Annotated in this window: 16 protein-coding genes and 1 pseudogene; 11 read left to right on the top strand and 6 right to left on the bottom strand. The window is 40.0% G+C overall.

The annotated features are described in order from the left end of the window. Positions 1–191 precede the first annotated feature (191 nt). The gene (locus tag ACPZ3T_RS22015; RefSeq protein ID WP_490271577.1) at positions 192–425 is read left to right on the top strand and encodes a hypothetical protein; all 234 of its coding nucleotides are present in this window, start codon (positions 192–194) and stop codon (positions 423–425) included. Positions 426–683: 258 nt separating this feature from the next. Continuing rightward, positions 684–3,719 (top strand): phosphoenolpyruvate carboxylase, encoded by a 3,036-nt coding sequence (gene ppc, locus ACPZ3T_RS22010; protein WP_490271576.1) that lies wholly within the window; start codon positions 684–686, stop codon positions 3,717–3,719. Here ppc and ACPZ3T_RS22005 read toward each other — a convergent pair. After that, a complete protein-coding gene (locus tag ACPZ3T_RS22005) occupies positions 3,682–3,939 on the bottom strand; it encodes a hypothetical protein (protein ID WP_490271575.1) in 258 nt (85 codons plus the stop codon). The two genes, ppc and ACPZ3T_RS22005, sit on opposite strands and share 38 nt — an antisense overlap. 8 nt (positions 3,940–3,947) lie before the next feature. Here ACPZ3T_RS22005 and ACPZ3T_RS22000 point away from each other — a divergent pair, with 8 nt between their 5' ends. The 5 genes and pseudogenes from ACPZ3T_RS22000 (at position 3,948) to ACPZ3T_RS21980 (ending at position 6,080) form a co-directional block, all read left to right on the top strand. Next, positions 3,948–4,205: a hypothetical protein gene (locus ACPZ3T_RS22000; protein WP_490271574.1), complete on the top strand. Its 258-nt coding sequence runs from the start codon at positions 3,948–3,950 to the stop codon at positions 4,203–4,205. A 256-nt stretch (positions 4,206–4,461) separates the two neighbouring features. Continuing rightward, entirely contained in the window at positions 4,462–5,082 is a 621-nt protein-coding gene (locus ACPZ3T_RS21995) for a hypothetical protein (protein WP_490271573.1), read from the top strand. 154 nt (positions 5,083–5,236) lie between these two features. Next, a complete protein-coding gene (locus ACPZ3T_RS21990) occupies positions 5,237–5,542 on the top strand; it encodes a small RNA NsiR4-regulated ssr1528 family protein (protein ID WP_490277325.1) in 306 nt (101 codons plus the stop codon). A gap of 38 nt (positions 5,543–5,580) precedes the next feature. After that, positions 5,581–5,886 (top strand): annotated as a pseudogene (locus ACPZ3T_RS21985) (DUF4351 domain-containing protein); the annotation flags it as partial. A gap of 23 nt (positions 5,887–5,909) precedes the next feature. Then, the gene (locus ACPZ3T_RS21980) at positions 5,910–6,080 is read left to right on the top strand and encodes a hypothetical protein (RefSeq protein WP_490271572.1); all 171 of its coding nucleotides are present in this window, start codon (positions 5,910–5,912) and stop codon (positions 6,078–6,080) included. Here ACPZ3T_RS21980 and ACPZ3T_RS21975 read toward each other — a convergent pair. After that, positions 6,029–7,441: a DUF3370 domain-containing protein gene (locus ACPZ3T_RS21975; protein ID WP_490271571.1), complete on the bottom strand. Its 1,413-nt coding sequence runs from the start codon at positions 7,439–7,441 to the stop codon at positions 6,029–6,031. The genes ACPZ3T_RS21980 and ACPZ3T_RS21975 overlap by 52 nt on opposite strands. A 222-nt stretch (positions 7,442–7,663) precedes the next feature. Between ACPZ3T_RS21975 and ACPZ3T_RS21970 the strand changes: the two genes are divergently transcribed. Both ACPZ3T_RS21970 and ACPZ3T_RS21965 read left to right on the top strand, forming a co-directional pair. Beyond that, entirely contained in the window at positions 7,664–8,050 is a 387-nt protein-coding gene (locus ACPZ3T_RS21970) for a hypothetical protein (protein ID WP_490271570.1), read from the top strand. Beyond that, positions 8,050–8,382 carry a hypothetical protein gene (locus tag ACPZ3T_RS21965; RefSeq protein ID WP_490271569.1) on the top strand — a complete coding sequence of 111 codons (333 nt, stop codon included), beginning with the start codon at positions 8,050–8,052 and terminating at the stop codon, positions 8,380–8,382. Before ACPZ3T_RS21970 ends, ACPZ3T_RS21965 begins: the two co-directional genes overlap by 1 nt. A gap of 303 nt (positions 8,383–8,685) precedes the next feature. Here ACPZ3T_RS21965 and ACPZ3T_RS21960 read toward each other — a convergent pair whose 3' ends face one another. The 3 genes from ACPZ3T_RS21960 to ACPZ3T_RS21950 form a co-directional block, all read right to left on the bottom strand. Next, positions 8,686–9,117: an NUDIX hydrolase gene (locus tag ACPZ3T_RS21960; protein ID WP_490271568.1), complete on the bottom strand. Its 432-nt coding sequence runs from the start codon at positions 9,115–9,117 to the stop codon at positions 8,686–8,688. Positions 9,118–9,125: 8 nt separating this feature from the next. Next, a complete protein-coding gene (locus ACPZ3T_RS21955) occupies positions 9,126–9,578 on the bottom strand; it encodes a DUF3531 family protein (RefSeq protein WP_490277323.1) in 453 nt (150 codons plus the stop codon). Between the two features lie 180 nt (positions 9,579–9,758). Further along, entirely contained in the window at positions 9,759–10,697 is a 939-nt protein-coding gene (locus ACPZ3T_RS21950; RefSeq protein WP_490271567.1) for a Sll0314/Alr1548 family TPR repeat-containing protein, read from the bottom strand. Positions 10,698–11,009: 312 nt separating this feature from the next. On the opposite strand from ACPZ3T_RS21950, the gene ACPZ3T_RS21945 reads away from it, so the two are divergent. Both ACPZ3T_RS21945 and rsmG read left to right on the top strand, forming a co-directional pair. Continuing rightward, on the top strand, positions 11,010–11,684 hold the full coding sequence (locus tag ACPZ3T_RS21945; RefSeq protein WP_490271566.1) for an ABC transporter ATP-binding protein: 675 nt from the start codon (positions 11,010–11,012) through the stop codon (positions 11,682–11,684). 144 nt (positions 11,685–11,828) lie between these two features. Next, positions 11,829–12,566: a 16S rRNA (guanine(527)-N(7))-methyltransferase RsmG gene (rsmG, locus tag ACPZ3T_RS21940; protein ID WP_490271565.1), complete on the top strand. Its 738-nt coding sequence runs from the start codon at positions 11,829–11,831 to the stop codon at positions 12,564–12,566. Between the two features lie 155 nt (positions 12,567–12,721). Here rsmG and ACPZ3T_RS21935 read toward each other — a convergent pair whose 3' ends face one another. Next, complete coding sequence (locus ACPZ3T_RS21935; RefSeq protein WP_490271564.1) at positions 12,722–18,136, bottom strand: ATP-binding sensor histidine kinase; 5,415 nt, start codon at positions 18,134–18,136, stop codon at positions 12,722–12,724. Positions 18,137–18,331 lie beyond the last annotated feature (195 nt).

Genomic DNA, 18,331 nt, shown 5'->3' with positions numbered 1-18,331 from the left:
GGTTAATGAGTAAATGACTCCTCTTGTAAACTAAAACCATAGGTCTATCACATTTTGGAGTTTTTTGTTAACACATTTGTTACCTTTTTGGCTTGCTAACTGAGACAAAATAGTTTTATAAGGTTGCCAGTCATACAGATTTTGAGTTTTGCGTTTTATTCTACTCGTTGACCAATTATTAACAATAAACAATGCCTCCTACTACCCAACAGTCCATAACTGACTCAGGATTGAATTTGGTTCTGTTTAGCATTCCCCAATCTCTCCTCTTACAAATAGGTTCAGCGTCTATACTAATGCTGCTTACCACTGGGCAAGTTTCAGTAAAAGCCCTAGAATCTATAGGACAAGCCAGTGAAGAATTATTTCGAGGCGATCGCTTGCCGATTCTTCCCTTTCCTAATGAGACAGAATTAGAGAGGTGAGGGGGCAGGGGGCAGGGGGCAGGGGGCAGGGAGCAGAGGAAGAATAACTTGAGTCTTAAAGCCTCTTTACCGCTACCCAGCACCCAGCAATCAAAAGTTAAAAAATATACTTATCAAAAACTGCTCAACGCGGTGTCAACAGAATCATGATTCAAAACGACCAAAAACCTTCCTAGATAAGACTTTTGAATTTTGAATTGTGGCTTACGCATAGCAGTACACAGTTGGACAGCGATCAGCCTTACAAGAGAAGCAAATATGAGTTCTGTTTTATACTCTTTATCTGAATCTGCAAATTCGTACCCCGCCTCAGAATTATTTTTGCGCCACCGTCTGCAAATTGTAGAAGAATTGTGGGAGTCCGTACTCCGGGAAGAATGTGGGCAAAATATGGTGCATCTGTTGCGGCAGTTACGTGATTTGTGTTCACCAGAAGGACAAGCCACAAAAGACCAAGCTGTTTCTGCTGTCAAGTTGATTGAACAGTTAAATATTAACGAAGCAATTCGCGCAGCACGAGGTTTTGCTTTGTATTTTCAGCTGATCAACATCATAGAGCAGGAATACGAACAACGGCAGCAATTAACTCGCTATTCGGAACTCGAACCAGAACCAGCCCATCAAGACAATTCTCACAATATTATTTATTCTTCTAACCACAATGAAGGGGATATGACCTTCAATGGTAAAGGAGGAATGGATTGGTTAACTAAAAATGGTTCTTCTAGAGAACAAAACAGACAAAAAGGAACATTCGCCGCCCTGTTTCCTCTGTTGCAAAAGTTGAATATGCCACCCCAACAAATTCAACGGTTAATTGCCCAGTTAGATGTGCGGTTGGTGTTTACAGCTCACCCCACAGAAATTGTCCGCCACACCATCCGCGATAAACAACGGCAAGTTGTGAAATTATTGCAACAATTGGATGCAGTAGAAACACGTAAGAATAATGGCGGCGGCTATCCTTGGGAATCTCAAGAAGTCCGGGAAAAACTCCTAGAAGAAATTCGCCTGTGGTGGCGCACTGATGAACTGCATCAGTTTAAGCCTACGGTGTTAGATGAAGTAGATTATGCCCTGCACTACTTCCAAGAAGTTTTATTTGATGGTATTCCCCAACTATATAAACGCTTCAAGTATGCTTTGGGGAAAACATTTCCTTGGCTAGAACCACCCAGCACAGATTTTTGTTCTTTTGGTTCTTGGGTGGGTTCAGATAGAGATGGAAATCCCTCGGTGACACCGGAAGTTACCTGGCAAACAGCTTGCTATCAGCGCAAAATGGTGCTGGAGAGATATATCAAGTCAGTCAAGCAATTGATTGAACTGATGAGTATTTCCATGCACTGGAGTGATGTGTTACCAGACTTGCTGGAATCTTTAGAGTTAGATCAATCCCAGTTAAGTGAAGTTTACGACGCATTGGCTTTAAGATATCGCCAAGAACCTTATCGTCTCAAACTATCTTACGTGTTGAAGCGGTTAGAAAATACCCGCGATCGCAATTTAGCTTTATACAAGGGCGAAACTCCCACCAACGAAGATAGCCCCATGTATCGTTCTGGCGCAGAGTTTTTGACAGAATTGCGCTTGATTCAGCATAATTTGACGGAAACCGGGTTAAGTTGCCGAGAATTAGATCATCTCATCTGTCAAGTTGAAATTTTTGACTTTAACCTCACCCAATTAGACATCCGCCAAGAATCTTCCCGACACTCAGACGCGTTAAATGAGATTCTGGAATATCTGCAAATTCTCCCCCAAGCTTACAATGACCTCACGGAAGAACAGCGCGTTGAGTGGTTAACCAGTGAACTGCAAACCCGTCGCCCCTTAATTTCGTCAGAATTACCATTTTCTGACAAGACTAATGATGTCATTAAAACCTTCCGAGTAGTGCGATCGCTACAGCAAGAATTTGGGGTAAACATCTGCAAAACCTACATTATCAGTATGTGCCGCCAAGTCAGCGACGTACTAGAAGTTTTGCTCTTAGCCAAGGAAGCCAGATTATTTGACCCCGCGATCGCAGTCGGGACAATTCAAGTTGTACCATTATTTGAAACAGTCGAAGACTTACAACGCTCCCGCAGCGTTATGCGGCAATTGTTTGAACTTCCCTTATATCGTGCCTTATTAGCCGGCGGCTATGATATTGCTGAATCTAGCCCACAGTTCAGACTCACCCCCAACTTACAAGAAGTGATGCTGGGGTATTCTGACAGTAACAAAGATTCTGGCTTTTTAAGTAGTAACTGGGAAATTCACAAAGCCCAAAAATCCTTGCAGAAAATTGCTGAAACATACGGCGTAAACCTGCGAATTTTCCACGGGCGCGGCGGTTCTGTAGGAAGAGGTGGCGGCCCCGCTCACGAAGCGATTTTGGCACAACCAGGCCATAGTATCAACGGACGGATCAAAATTACCGAACAAGGAGAAGTTCTCGCTTCCAAATACTCCTTACTGGACTTAGCTTTATACAACCTAGAAACCATTACTACAGCAGTAATTCAAGCCAGCTTACTACGCACAGGGTTTGATGACATCGAACCCTGGAACGAAATCATGGAAGAATTAGCAGCGCGATCGCGGCAGCATTATCGTGCTTTAATTTATGAACAGCCCGATTTCATCGACTTCTTCCACCAAGTCACCCCCATCGAAGAAATCAGCCAACTCCAAATTAGTTCCCGTCCCGCCCGTCGTCCCTCTGGTAAAAAAGACTTAAGTAGTTTGCGCGCCATCCCTTGGGTATTTAGCTGGACACAAACCCGCTTTTTGCTGCCTTCTTGGTACGGTGTCGGTACTGCCTTACAAGAATTTTTGAGTGCTGAACCAGAAGAACACCTCAAATTACTGCAATACTTTTATGTCAAGTGGCCATTCTTTAAAATGGTAGTTTCCAAAGTAGAAATGACCTTGGCAAAAGTAGATATGCAAATGGCACGTCACTATGTCCAGGAATTATCTAACCCAGAAGACAAACCTCGATTTGAGATAGTATTTGAACAAATCGCCAGTGAATTTTATCTCACTAGGGATTTAATTCTCAAAATTACTGCTCATAATCGCCTCTTAGACGGCGATCCAATCCTACAACGTTCTGTACAATTACGTAACGGTACGATTGTTCCCCTAGGTTTTATTCAAGTTTCTCTCCTCAAGCGTCTGCGCCAGTCAAAAAATATTGCTACCCCTGGCGTAATTCATTCGCGTTACAGCAAAGGTGAATTACTCAGAGGCGCACTCTTAACCATTAATGGCATTGCAGCAGGAATGAGAAATACAGGTTGATAAAAGGAATGGGGCATTGGGCATTGGGCATTGGGCATTGGGCATTGGGCATTGGGCATTGGGCATTGGGCATTGGCGTAAATATTTCTCCCTTGTCTCCCTTGTCTCCCCTGCTCCCCTGCTCCCTTGTCTCCCTTGTCTCCCTTGTCTCCCTTGTTCCCCTGCTCCCCTGCTCCCCTGCTCCCTGCCCCCCTGCTCCCCTGCCCCCCTGCTGTTTCATAAATAGCTATGACTAAAAATCCTATTTTACTTTGTACATCTGTAGCACTAGCATCAGGATTTTTTGGCGGTTACATGGGTGGACAAATGACTGTAACCCTCCATAGCCAAAAGTGTCAAAATCAATCTTGGGCATTACAACAAATGTGCCAAGCTTGGATAACACCCGGTGCAATATGGCAAGGGACTACAACAGGTATTTGGACAGGAACAATATTAGGTGCTTTTGCTGGTGGTTTGATAATCCGTAAACAGCGTTATTACTGAATAGTCATTACTAATGAGTTAAAACTTATGTGGCAGAATTATAAATTACTAATTATAAATTGCAAATTGCAATCTAAGTAAGTCGGTGCAATAAAACCAAACTATGTGAAGAAAAGTAAATAAGGCTCAAACTCTTTCTACCCCTGCTCCTCCGCAATTGCTCCACTTGGGCAAAGCCCAAGATCGCATTGCTCTCTGCCCCCTGCCCCCTGCCTTATTCCAACAATAATTATTTACGCCGACCTACTTATTCCTCATGGCATATAGTGATTTTATCCTAGCTACAATCAAAGAAAAATTTACACTGATTATTGATCAAAAACACAATCTTTTTAGAGAAGTAGTACCTATACAACCGTCAGCCACCTTAACAAAACTTTTAAAAGAATATATCCACTTAGCAACTGCCATCAATACAGAGAAAGCCCGTTGTGAATTATTAATTATGCAAGTTCTGGGAGAAGTTAGACGGCAATTAGGCTATCAAATTGCTCTATTTTCAGGAACAGACTTCGATGTAGATTACAGTAATGGATTACATGGAATTTGTGATTTTATTCTCTGTGATTCAGAAGAACAGTTTTACATTAAAGCACCTGTGATCACAATTGTTGTAGCAAGAAATGAAAACTTGAATAGTGGTTTAGGAGAATGTATTGCTACAATGCTAGGAGCGCAATCTTTTAATCAAAATAATCAAGAACAAGTCATCAAAATATATGGTGTTGTCACTACTGGGACTAATTGGCGATTTTTACTATTAGAAAACAATCAATTATACATTGATACTGTTGAATATTACATTAATGAAATTGAAAAAATTATAGGGATTTTGTTACAACCTTTCCAATCTAATTTATTAGAAAATAATCAATAGATATTATCAATTTTACTATACTTTTTATAGACACATATAATTTTCTGCCTCAGCAAACCCGTATTGTACTATGGGCTGTCTATTCTTTTAATACTTTGTGTTTAAGATTAGCTTGACTGGTAAAATATACTGAGAAATTTAACAGAAAATTACGATAATGGCTGAGACTAACCAAGTAGAATCCACAACAAAGGGTGCTGATGCTATTGATGAAGCGATCGCTAAAGGCATCGATTTTGATGGTACACCCATTCCCCCTGCCAAGCTAGAACTGTACACCAAAGTCATGGCATTAGAAGCAAACAGACAACGTAGTGGTGTATCTAATACTATGCGATCGCGCATCATCCGTATTGGTGCAAAACATATTCCTCAAGCAGAACTTGATCAATTGCTGATAGAAGCAGGCTTTGCACCCCTAAAAGAAAAAGATATCGCCTTTTTCTACGGCGGTAAGTAAATTCGTGCGTAGGCTAGGCCTACGCACCACTTCTACATACCACGATCATCGCTTATCGGTTTGAGCAACTAAGTCGAAGGGAGGTGGAGTCAATGTTAGACATCACATTGAAACAAACACGAGTTTATCGAGAAATTAAGGAAGAAGGACTAGAGGAAGGACGAGAAGCAATGGCTAACATGATTAGCCGACAGTTAACAAAGCGATTGGGGGAAATTCCCCAAGATGTGCTTTCTGTGGTAGTGGGTTTACAATTACCAATGCTGGAAGAGTTGGGAGAGGCGTTGCTGGATTTTAGTAATGTAGCTGATTTGCAGGCTTGGTTGCAGACGCGAATTAATTAAATTAAACCCAGACATCTCCTGCAATGATGAGAATAGGCGTAGGCGCAGCCAGCCGTAGGCATCGCTTGTCAGATTTTACCAGCGAGGGGCGATCGCCTGTAATGATCAGAGTAGGCGTAGGCGCAGCCAGCCGTAGGCATCGCTACAAAGTTCTCACTGTTAAAACCTGTGGTGGAGTAGAATCTGGGGGATAAATCACATCTATCTGCACATTGCGTCTAGTTGCAGGTGGCATAACAAACTGTACCAAAGGTTCTAAAACTTGACCAGTTCTGTGCCAAAGATGAACATAACGGGTTTGTTGTTTGCCTTGGTCATCAAAATAACTCAGCTTCACTGTACCTCTAAAAAAGGGAAAATCTTGGGATGGTTTGCGAAAACGCACGCCACCTTGAGATAATTTATCTTCTTTTAAAGGTGTTTCTAAAGTGACAGTTACCTTTTGAGTTTGATTAGTATGATTTTTCAAGGGCAAACTGAGATTATATTCCACGCCATAATTACCATGCGCTTCATAGGCTGTATCAGGATAACGCACCAACAGTTTGGCGGTTTGGTTTTGTTCAGTACCTAAACGTCCACCCCGCAAAGTAACTAAGGGATAAGAAATTCCTTTCCCAGCTTGAGGAATGGTGAGTGTTGTCGCTTGGGGGTTATCTACTAAGTTGGCTTGCCATTTTGAACCTTGGGAAACACCAGCCACCCGTCCATAAATTAACGCCCCGCTAGTAACATTAGGAGGAGTGGGAGTTTTATCCCTTGGCCTGGCGAAGTTACCGTTATTGAGTAAAGCTTGCCATTCCGCCTGAGTTGGCGCACGGTCAGAACCATCAGCGTTTTTCTTGGCAAACATGGCTAAACTCGCCGCATACACTTTGCCATTACTCCGCAGGCGCATAAAGGTAGACCGACCGTTGACAGGTCTTTCCAAGTTCCGCACGGGAATAGGGTGATTTAGTAACATCCGGCTTTGTCCTGGGGGAATGACTAACTTACTAGGAAAGTCAGCTTGGCGCATACCCCGCAGCACATCAGCCACAGCCCTAGCCCCTGGCCCGGAGTAGACTTTGCCATCATTGTTTTCTCGGTAAGGGGATAAGGTGACAAAGGGTGCATCCTGCATTAAATAACTGGCTGCTTGTAGGGTATCAACTGTTACAGGTTTTTTACCAGGATTCTGAATAATAATGCCTATATATAAAGTTTGTAAATCTTTGGGGGTGTGAGTATAGTGGTGAGCAAATAAATCAAACCTTCCCTGAAAGGGGAAATTGAGGTGCGCGCCTGGGGTTTTCTTGTTACTGGTAGGGAAAGTAGACAGTAAAATCCCCTCGGTTTTAATCCATTCTGGGCTATTGCTATTAAATACAGGGATATTATCTAACTTGCCCGGTAAAGGTCGTATTTCTCCAGGTTGAACGATGATTTGCGGTTCTGGTTTGGGTGAATTTTGAGCAACGGCTGAATTATTTTTTGGATTAGCACATCCAGCAGTAGTAGTCAAAGTTAGCCCTAATAGAATGATAAATAAAGATGATGTTAATTTATTGGACATAAGAAATTGAGTGGTAGAAATAACCTATGCTAAATACAACTGTAGTTAAACTGATTTCTGAAGGCGATCGCCACCTATAATTTACCTACAAAACTCAACTATAATGGCAAATCTATAAATATCATTGATGTTCTCAATGAATATACCTGAAAGACTTCAAAGACTGCTATTTATAAGTTAAATTTGAGATTAGGTCAAGATTTCAGTTTTGGAATCAGTTAAATGGAAATACTTATCGAGTCAACCAAGGATTTTGAACAAGATTTAGAGAGATTTAAAAATAAAGAAAAATTTAAAATTGTTAAAAAATTAAACCGCTACGTTGAACTACTCTCAAAAAACAAAACATTTTTAGATAAGCAAGCTTTTAAACTCAAGGAAATTAAGCTGAGTGATGATTATGATTCTTCACTTTATGCCTTAATAATTGATAAAGACATCAGATTAATTGTGACTATTGATGATGATCCAATTTTTGACACTACAGTAATTACATTATTCAGGGTTGTCAACACTGAAGATGCTTCCAAAGCATATAATTCAGTTGCCGAGTCTCTCTACCAAGACTTTAGCATCAAACACCAAGAAATTGAGGTTAGTTCCAGCTAATGTCACGGATTAAACCCCTCTTAGATGAGCATGGTGTGATTCATGAAGCGATGGAGATTTTACCGGATAATCTCAAAATAGATTTTCTCGAAGCTTTGGCAGAATTAGAAGATAATGAATGTCATAGAACTAGAACTTTTCCCAAAACCAGACTACGGAAAGTTAAGGGAATTAAACAAGCAATTTACCGTGCCGATATAGATAAATTATCTGGATGGCGTATTCATTTGCAATATATTGAAGGTAAAATTCATTTAAATGACATCATTGAAGGTCAGCGTCATGATGATGTTATTGAAGTGATTAAATCAAGAAAGTATAGGTATGAATAGGGCATGGGGCATTGGGCATTGAAGAAATTTAGCCATTCGCAATTAAGTAGAACGGTGTAAATAATTAAAGGTTTGTAGTAAGGACTTTAGTCCTTATGAGAGGACTAAAGTCCTTACTACGAACTAAATGCAATTTTTTACATTACTTTACATAGTTTGGTTTTTTCAAGTCGTTCTACTTAGATATATTTTCTATACAATCTAAGCGTCACTCACCAACAATCGACTGTGACACTTGCGTAGTAAGTCCTGACTTAATTCTCAATAAATCAAAATGCACGGCTGCCGTAGTCTTAGCGGACTTTACAAATAATTAAAAGACTGCTCTGGTACTAATATAAGTTCACCAGATTTAAAACGGGCAATATCTATCCACAATGCTGTATGTTGATGATGCTCACCTTCAGAAAATACTAGGCTTTCTAATTGATAGAATTTTGTATCAGCAAAATCGCACTTATATAATTGAATGATTTCATGTCCTGATTGACCGTTGTATATAAATATATTTTCTATACAACCTAAGTAGCGAATATTAGTTAAATCAGCTTGAATTTCTTCTTGAAATTCTCGTTTTAAAGCTTCTAAACTAGTTTCACCAAAGTCAACACCACCACCCAAGGCGCGGTAAAATGTTGATTGTTTTACAGGGTCATAACCTTCGGAGACAAAAATTCTTTGATCATCCTGAATTAGTCCTAAAGCTATTACCCTAATATCACGTTTTTTACCCATTTTTGTAATTAATTATCATAAATAGAGTAAGCGCGACTTTCACTATCTTCGACTGGCCAATCTTCATTTTCGCCGCCAATATATAAGGATTCAATAGTGACGTATTCTTCACTGAGTTGAGTGAGGGCATTAATTAAAATATCTAAGGCGATCGCATCACTCGTTCCCAAGTCAAACCAACAACGCGCCCATTGTCCTTCATACTCAAATTCTCCCATGTTGTGCATGAGAGCGAGTAGGCTTTTATCATAACCTTGGGAGTCATAATCCATATAGCTGATATCTAATCCAGTTTCTTGAACTTGCAGATTTTCAGCATTAAACCCGCCTAATTTTCCCAAGTAAAACCAGGAGTTAAATACTTCTTCTATATACTGTTTTTCGCGCTCAGAAGGAACTGTACTAAATTTCAGCCAGATCCAAACATCAAAAGGGTTAAATTCACGAAATTGAATGTACATATTATTTAATGGGAATGGGGAATAGGGAATGGGGAATGGGGCATTGGGCATGGGGCATTGGGCATTGGGCATTGGGCATTGGGCATTGGGCATTAGGGTAAATATTTCTACCTTGTCTACCTTGTCTACCTTGTCTTACTTCTCTCCCCCTGCCCCCTGCTCCCTGCTCCCCTGCCCTCTTTACCTGCTTGCATTATTTAAACTATTTACAGCACTATTGCGTTCGCGTTCAATTTGTCTGGCTAAATCTCTGGGGAGTTGAGATTTTTTGGTTAAGGCTTTGTCGAAATTGGCGATCGCTTCTTGAATTAGTTGCTGATTGTTGTCGTTTGTACCCTGTCCTTTGAGAATTTGGGCTTTTAGATAATACAACTCTGGGTTGTCGGCTGCAACTTTTATGGCACGGTTAACGTAATCTAAGGCTTGGGAGTATTGTTTTAAGTCACGATAGGCGATCGCAATTCCCCGATTGGTTAAGTATTCGGGTGCGGCATTTTTTTCTAGGCGTTCAATGGCTTCATCGGGGTTAGCAAAGGGTAAACTCACGGATAGCATCAAATCCATGTAACCCTTGATTAAATTCAATTCTGGATCTTGGGCGGAAATTGCTTCGGCTTGATTCAGGTGTTGATAAACTTGTCTCAGGCGAGTTAAAGCTTTGGGCGCGCCTTTGATTGTCCCTTCACGGGTGATAATCACTGCGCCTTCTAAAAAATGCCCAACAGCAGTGTAAATATTTCCGCGTAATTCGTCTTTAGACAGTAATTTTCGCCCAGTTTCTAAAGTTTTGCGGCTGTAATTGTCTAATCCCATTAAATCACCATTAATGTAGGCTAAAGATGCCTTCATTGCATACACTAGAGGCTCATCGGCTTCGCTAGAGGCTGCTTGTTTGAGATAACGCTCTGCTGATGGATAATCGCCTTTGTAAAATGCGGCTTTAAAAGCGGCTTCTGTGTTGTCGCCAATTTTACGAGGTTCATTAGTACGGAAGGGATCACCAGCTAAAGTGGGATTAACCCAAAGATTGAGCGCGATCGCCACACCAAATGTTATCTGTGCTAGTTTATTGAATCGGGAAAATCTCAGCATTGGGGGAAACAGGAAAATTTTAGTCATTACGAGCCTCAGAAAAATTGCGGTTTAAATAGTTTGATATGTTACTTAATATATAGAAAACAAGTAACTAGAAATCGCATCTTTTATGGCTAAAATACTCTATCCAAGAAGACTGTAGTAATTTTTTCAAGTTCCCATATTTGTTGTAGCTATTACTCATGGATAAAATTGCCACAATAGGAAAAAAGCGGATTTTAACTGTTAAATTTGAATTTATTTATAATACTTGGATTTATCTATAAATTTACCCCCAGTCCCCAGTCCCCAATCCCCAATCCCCACTCATCACCAAATTTTTGGTAATCTTAACAAATGCTCTATCTTAGAAACCTAACTTATCATCCCACAGCTTGCCCAACAGCAATTCTCAAATCCGTTAACTTGGAATTACCACCCCAACAGTTAGGCTTGATTATCGGCCCCAGTGGTTCAGGTAAAAGTACCTTACTAGAGATTTTGTCTGGACTAGCTGAACCGACATCAGGCGCGGTGTTTTGGCGAGAACAAGAACTGATATCAGAACAGCTACAACAGTTAGCTGGCTTAGTATTTCAGTTTCCAGAACGGCACTTTTGCGGCGGTACGATTTTAGAAGAATTGCGTTTAGGACATCCCGAACTAGGAACAGAACGAGTTAGACACGCCTTAAGCGAGGTAGGGTTAGAACATTTATCCCTCTCTGCTGCGCCTCATGCTTTAAGTGGAGGACAACAACGCCGTTTAGCCTTAGCAGTGCAACTAATTCGCCAGCCTAATTTATTATTATTAGACGAACCGACAGCAGGCTTAGATTGGTCAATGCGTCGGCAATTAGTGAGTTTATTAGCAAAACTCAAACAAGACTGGACATTGTTAGTAGTAACACATGATGCAGGTGATATGCTAGCGATCGCAGACTGTTGCTGGACACTCAATCATGGTGAACTAGAGTCTGTAGATCCTGCTGTACTGGAAGCTAAAGTCAAAGAACCTCAAGCAGCAGTCTGAGATAAATTCAAAATTCAAAATTCAAAATTCAAAATTAAAGAAGGACTGGGGACTGGGTAGACAAGGTAGACAAGGTAGATTTTACCCCAATGCCCAATGCCCCATGCCCCATGCCCCATGCCCAAGATTAATGACTATTAACTAATGACTAACTTATTGCCAGAAATGGTAGAAATTTGGCAGCAAACCTTAAATTGGCAACCTACTGATGAACAGCAAGCGCGGTTTCAGCAGTTGTATGAATTAATTTTAGAAGGGAATCGTCAGTTAAATTTAACTCGCATTACTGAACCTCAAGAGTTTTGGGAAAAACATCTTTGGGATTCTTTGCGGGGAATTGCACCACAGGAAAAATTTATCTCGTCTCTGGAAACAGGTGCATCTGTAATTGATATTGGTACAGGTGCGGGTTTTCCTGGTGTTCCCATCGCTATTATTGCACCTAATTCTTACATTACACTTGTAGATTCCACCCGCAAAAAGATTACTTTTATTGATAAAATCTTGAGTGAATTAGCAATTAATCATGCTAAAACTCTTGTGAGTAGAGCCGAGGAAATTGGACAGCAACCACAGCACCGAGAAAAGTATGATCTAGCCTTAATTCGTGCTGTTGGTAATGCCTCAGTTTGTGCTGAATATACTTTGCCTTTACTCAAACAAAACGGTTTAGCTGTAATTTATCGCGGTACTTGGACAGAAGAAGAAAATACAGCTTTGCAAAATGCGGTTAATGAACTAGGTGGTGAGATTGAATCAATAGAACAGTTTTTTACACCTCTGAGTAATAGCATTCGCCACTGTTTATATTTGCGAAAAATAGCAACCACACCTGCTAAGTTTCCCCGTGCTGTCGGTGTACCAACTCAAAAGCCACTTTAACTGATAACTGATAACTCATACCAATTCTCTATGAAGTTGCGCTGCGCCAAATAAATACTGTAGAGACGTTGCATGCAACGTCTCTACAGTATTTCATCAAGAAACGGTATCAGAAGATGTTGGGTTTCCTTGCGTTAACCCAACCTACGCCTGATTTAAGATGCTGGAATTTCAATTACAAATTCTGTACCTTCACCCAAAATAGAATTGCAACTCAACTTGCCATGATGAGTTTCTTCAACAATTTGCTTGGCTATAGCTAGTCCTAAACCTGTGCCTTTACCTACTCCCTTTGTAGTAAATAAATGCTCAAAAATCTTGTTTCTGATTTCTTCGCTCATCCCTTTACCGTTATCAGCAATCTGAATTTTGGCTTGGGAATTTACAATTGATGTTGTAATTGTAATCCAGTTGGGATTGGCTTCAATGTCTCTAAAACTCCGCCCAATATTTGATTCTTCTAAAGCATCAATGGCATTGGCTAAAATATTCATAAATACCTGATTTAATTGCCCAGGGAAGCATTCTATTACGTCTAAATCACCATAATTTGTGATGACTTCAATAGCTGGACGCTGTTCGTTAGCTTTCAGTCTGTGCTTGAGAATTAAAATTGTGCTATCAATACCTTCATGAATGTTAAAAGGTACTTTGTAATCTTTATCAATTCGGGAAAAAGTGCGTAAACTATTGCTAATATTGCAAATGCGATCGCAAGCCATTTTCATGGATTCAATCATCTTGGGTAAGTCTTCTAAGCTATAATCTAAGTCAACATCTGCGGCATGATTGAGAATTTCTTTACCTGGTTCGGGAAAGTTTTCTTGATATAGCTTTAAATGTTCCACAATATCATTTAAACTAGGACGAGCTTGTTGCAAGGTAGCAGCAATAAAGCCCAAGGGATTATTCATTTCATGGGCTACCCCAGCAACTAAGTTACCCAATGCAGACATTTTCTCACTTTGCACAATTTGTAATTGTGCTGTTTGTAAATCTTGCAAAGCTTGTTGTGCTTGTTGGTAAAGTTGAGAATTTTCTAGAGATATGGCAGCTTGAGAAGAAAGTAGATTAATTAGTTGTAGTCTTTCGTTAGTAAATACCCCACTGGTTAACTTGTTTTCTAAATAGATAATCCCTAACAAATGCCCTTGGTTAAGAATGGGTGTACATAATACACTTTGGGGTTGATGTTTCAGCATATAATCTGCAATCACACCAGGAATATTTGTTTGGCAATTGTTGATAATGACAGTTTCTTTTGTATTCCTGACATAATTGATGAGTTTTTTAGGGACATCTTCACAAGTATCTAGTGGTTGTGCTTCTAGAATGGTTTTTACATGATTCCGAGATTTTGGTTTGTGATCAATAAAGGTAATGGCGCGGACTTGCCATTGATTATTTTTGGGAAGAATAACTACAGATTTTTTTGCACCAGAATTTTCTAAAATGATGCGAGTCAATTGGGCAATTAATTCGTCTAATTCTAGAGAACTGGAAATAGCTTGAGCAGCTTTGAGGACTGACGTAAAATCTAGGACATCAGAAAGACCATTTTTGAAAGCACAAGTAGATGCAGAAGTTGACGTAGTAATAATAGTAGGTATGGTTTCAAAAGCATTGAAACTGATTGCTTGTTGTTGCAGGATGGGTTGCAATAGTTGCGGATAACGTTTTTCTAAATCGTCGGTTTTGGTTTTTGCACCCCAATGAGCATAGCAGTAGTAAGCTTCTTGCATATAACCTGCGGCAACTTTTTCTTTGCCCCATTCTAAATAGAATTTAGCCGCTAGTTCGTTGGCTAAGGCTTCTTCGTAACCATATTGATTGACTTTCGCTTGGGTAATTGCTTGCTCATAAAGTTCAATTGCGTCGGTTTTTTCTTTGTTTAACCGCGCTTTTTCTGCTTGGATGAGTAGACATTTGTGCAGGATATTTTCAGGACAAGCTTTTGCCCAACGGTTTAAACGTTCTTCTAGGGGAATCAGTGCTTGCCAATGGTGTTGACGCTGAGAATCTTCAATGACAGTTTCAGCTAGAGTAAGGTGCATTAATGCCACATAAAAAACACTGGAAGGGACTTTGGCATGACTGGAAATCGTGTTTTCAATGATGCTTAAGTACGGAATTAAGTCAGGGTATGCGGCTGGATTTTCTAATAAATAAGCGTGGCGAATTTTGACGGAATAAAACCAAGATAAGTGATAGGGAGCATTAATATATTTTTGCAAATAATGTGCTTCACTAAAGTTGTCATCATCAAAGGTAAACGGCGTTTTGGTTAAACCCAAAAGTTGGCGTATTGGTTGAATTACCCCGACTCGTAAAGCATCCAGGTTATCTAAACTTTTGATTTGTTCTAGAAAAGCAGCGTGATTTTGAGCGATCGCATACAAATCTTCTAAGTTTTTACCATAAGTCAGGCGATCAGAGCCACTCTGCATCATCATAAATCCTACTGTCAGCCAGTCTCCGGCTTCCATCCCATATTTGTAGGCGTTGTTATAGTATGTGTCCGCCTCCCGTATTGGACGACTCCAGCTATGCACATCAGCCGCAAACAGGAAATTCGTCATTCCGCGCACGTCAGCATTATCAAATTGTTCACAAAGCTGCACCGCCATTTCCCCAAACTGACAAGCAGTAGCCGCATCCTTGAGTACACCATTAGCAATTAAGCCATAGCCGACATAGCCAAAGGGAGACATATCGCTGTTACCATGCTTTAATGACAGTGTGGTCATTTTAGCGATCGCTAGTAATGCTAAAGTCGTTTGACCATCAAGCCACGCCGCATAGAACAGAATTTGTAAAATTCGCAGTATTTCTGCAATGCTGGAATCAGTCATTTTGGGAGCAGCGAGAATGGATGCAATGGTATGCTGCTCTACAAATTGCTGCACCGTGACGATTTCTGCATCGAGGCTAGCTTGGATGATCTCTGGTTCTGTGGGCATTGTCCACCCCAGCAATTGTAAACTTTGTCGTTGAATTGCGATCGCTTCAGCATTGCGTCCCTGAAGCTGGTACTGAGTCATCTGCACGCGATAAATTACCGCTTTATCCAGGGGAGTTTGCGCGTAGCTAAGTGTCTTGGCATACAGAGATTCAGCTTGGTCAAAGTGACTACACAGATAAGCTGCTTCAGAAGCATCCCGATGTAAACTGTACATAAGTGTATAGTTTGTCTGCCAAGCCTCTGGGGATAATAGAGTCATACCGATAGTGCAGTAATCCTCAGCCGCTTGATAAGCTGCCGAAAGTTTGGCTTTTTGTCCAGCTTTTAAGTTGAGATGCGCCAGTGCTTGTTTTTGCTCATCCGTAGGAATAACAGCTTGTCCCATATTCCATTGGTTGACGATATCAAAAATCCGCTCCTCCTGTTCCGCCTGAGATAACCCTTGCAACAACAATTCCCCAATGCGAAAATGTGTATACTGCTTTTGCTCTGCTGGAATCAATGAGTATGCAGCTTGCTGAACGCGATCGTGCAGAAATTTATAGGTGACAATTTCTGAACCTTTTACCCCATCCTCGCTTTCCCTCCCGACATAAAATTTGTAAACTTCACTCCGGGGTAATATCAGTCCTTCTTGTAACGCTTTCCAGAGGAATGTAGCGGTTTCAGTTTCCGATTTTTCACAGATAATTGCCAATGTCACCAAGTCGAATTGATTTCCAATACAGGCAGCAAATTTTAAAATTTCCTGGGTTGTTTCTGGCAATTTCTGTAATTGTAATGCCATGAATTGTACAACATCATCGGAAAGCGATAACTCTTTAATAGCAACAATATTACATTGCCAGTTTCTCTCATCCCCATCAAATTTAATCAGTCCATCTTCATAGAGTGCTTTGAGAAACTGCGTACTAAAAAATGGATTGCCTTTGGTTTTTTGATAAACTAATTCTGTTAATGGTTGAGCAATGCCTGTAGAACAACTCAGGGTATCAGCTACTAGTTGATTTAAACTAGAATGACTGAGGGGAATCAAGTTAATAGTATTGATAGTAGCTTGGGCTTTTTTAATTTCTGCTAAAGTGAACATCAAAGGATGGGCGGCTGAAACTTCATTATCCCGATAAGCTCCAATTAATAATAAATATCCCCCAGATGATTCACTGATCAGTAACTCGATTAACTTCAAAGATGCCGAATCAGCCCACTGTAAATCATCTAGAAACATTACTAGAGGATGTTCTTTGGTAGTGAACACCTCTACAAACTTGTGAAACAATAAATTAAAGCGATTTTGGGCAGCCGTTCCTGATAATTTAATTACTGGTGGTTGTTGACCAATAATTCTTTCTAATTCGGGAATAACTTCAATAATTACCTGACCATTTTCACCAACAGCCCCTAAAATCTTATTTTTCCATACTTGGATTTGAGCATCACTTTCTGTTAACAATTGCCCCATTAAATCCCGAAAGGCTTGCACAAACGCCGAAAAGGGAATATTGCGATTAAATTGGTCATATTTACCTTTAATAAAATAACCGCGTTGTCTGACAATGGGTTTGTGAACTTCGTTAACAACCGCAGTTTTCCCAATTCCAGAAAACCCAGCCACCAGCATCATTTCTGTTGTCCCTAAACTGACACGCTCAAATGCTTGCAGTAGGGTTTCTACTTCGGTTTCTCTACCATATAGTTTATCAGGAATAATGAAGCGATCGCACACATCCCTTTGGGCAATAGGAAAGTCTACAATTTCGCCAGTTTCCTTCAGTTGAAGTAGGCAATTTTCTAAATCATACTTCAGACCCAATGCACTTTGATAGCGGTCTTCAGCATTTTTCGCCATCAATTTTTTGACAATTTCTGATAATACAGATGGAATTTTAGGATTAATTTCATGTATTACAGGTGCTGCTTTCGCAATCTGACAATGTACCAATTCCATTGCATCTTCTGACTTAAATGGTAATTCTCCCGTCAGTAATTCATAAAAAGTCACACCCAAAGAATAGAAATCCGTGCGGTATTCCACACACCGATTCATCCTACCCGTTTGTTCTGGTGAAATATAAGCTAGTGTCCCTTCCAAGACATTGGGACTAATTAAACCTTGAGTTTCCCGTGGGAGCAGAGATGCAATACTAAAGTCAATTAATTTAACTTGTTTAGTTTCAGGATGAATTAAAATATTGCTGGGTTTGATATCTTTATGAATAATCCGAGAACGATAGAGAATATCTAAAATACTGCACAAAGATATCCCTAATTGTAAAAAATCGCTCAGAGATAGATTTTTCTCGTAATTTTCTATCCATTCCTGGAGAGATATTCCCCCAAAGTCTTCCATTACTAAAGCATAAGTATTTTTGTATATTTCTAAGCTGTAAGTCTTAATAATTTCTGGTTGCTGAAGATTTTTGGCAATAGTATATTGATTCCGAAACTGCAACAACTCACTGAAGCTGGGATAAGGATTCCTCAGCAGTTTAATCACCACAGGTAAGGAGTCACTTTCTCGAACTCCTCGATAAACCAGAGTTCTAGAACCTTGATATAGTTCTTCGCTAACTTTGTATCCGGGAATATTGATTTGATTGGTAGCCATATTACTACATACTTAAAGCTTAAGTCTTATTATTCCCAGGTGATGTATTAATTATTTTAGAAATTATATTAAATTTATATAAAATCTCAACTTACGAAATATAGACTAAATCATGAAAATTGGATTATTTAATAATAATACTCATCATCACAAAGTATCCAAAATTTATGAATTATCAGTAAAAATATTTAAGAT

The sequence above is a fragment of the Aliinostoc maniaoense genome (assembly GCF_058172895.1).
The sequence above is the reverse complement of the archived record's forward strand: the minus strand, read 5'-3'. Positions and strand labels throughout refer to the sequence as shown.

What these genes read in the sequence shown, in the direction of transcription:
- ACPZ3T_RS22015 (WP_490271577.1), top strand. Translation starts at nt 192, where the DNA reads ATGCCTCCTACTACCCAACAGTCCATAACTGACTCAGGATTGAATTTG.
- ppc (WP_490271576.1), top strand. Translation starts at nt 684, where the DNA reads ATGAGTTCTGTTTTATACTCTTTATCTGAATCTGCAAATTCGTACCCC.
- ACPZ3T_RS22005 (WP_490271575.1), bottom strand. Translation starts at nt 3,939, where the DNA reads ATGAAACAGCAGGGGGGCAGGGGAGCAGGGGGGCAGGGAGCAGGGGAG.
- ACPZ3T_RS22000 (WP_490271574.1), top strand. Translation starts at nt 3,948, where the DNA reads ATGACTAAAAATCCTATTTTACTTTGTACATCTGTAGCACTAGCATCA.
- ACPZ3T_RS21995 (WP_490271573.1), top strand. Translation starts at nt 4,462, where the DNA reads ATGGCATATAGTGATTTTATCCTAGCTACAATCAAAGAAAAATTTACA.
- ACPZ3T_RS21980 (WP_490271572.1), top strand. Translation starts at nt 5,910, where the DNA reads ATGATGAGAATAGGCGTAGGCGCAGCCAGCCGTAGGCATCGCTTGTCA.
- ACPZ3T_RS21975 (WP_490271571.1), bottom strand. Translation starts at nt 7,441, where the DNA reads ATGTCCAATAAATTAACATCATCTTTATTTATCATTCTATTAGGGCTA.
- ACPZ3T_RS21970 (WP_490271570.1), top strand. Translation starts at nt 7,664, where the DNA reads ATGGAAATACTTATCGAGTCAACCAAGGATTTTGAACAAGATTTAGAG.
- ACPZ3T_RS21965 (WP_490271569.1), top strand. Translation starts at nt 8,050, where the DNA reads ATGTCACGGATTAAACCCCTCTTAGATGAGCATGGTGTGATTCATGAA.
- ACPZ3T_RS21960 (WP_490271568.1), bottom strand. Translation starts at nt 9,117, where the DNA reads ATGGGTAAAAAACGTGATATTAGGGTAATAGCTTTAGGACTAATTCAG.
- ACPZ3T_RS21955 (WP_490277323.1), bottom strand. Translation starts at nt 9,578, where the DNA reads ATGTACATTCAATTTCGTGAATTTAACCCTTTTGATGTTTGGATCTGG.
- ACPZ3T_RS21950 (WP_490271567.1), bottom strand. Translation starts at nt 10,697, where the DNA reads ATGACTAAAATTTTCCTGTTTCCCCCAATGCTGAGATTTTCCCGATTC.
- ACPZ3T_RS21945 (WP_490271566.1), top strand. Translation starts at nt 11,010, where the DNA reads ATGCTCTATCTTAGAAACCTAACTTATCATCCCACAGCTTGCCCAACA.
- rsmG (WP_490271565.1), top strand. Translation starts at nt 11,829, where the DNA reads ATGACTAACTTATTGCCAGAAATGGTAGAAATTTGGCAGCAAACCTTA.
- ACPZ3T_RS21935 (WP_490271564.1), bottom strand. Translation starts at nt 18,136, where the DNA reads ATGGCTACCAATCAAATCAATATTCCCGGATACAAAGTTAGCGAAGAA.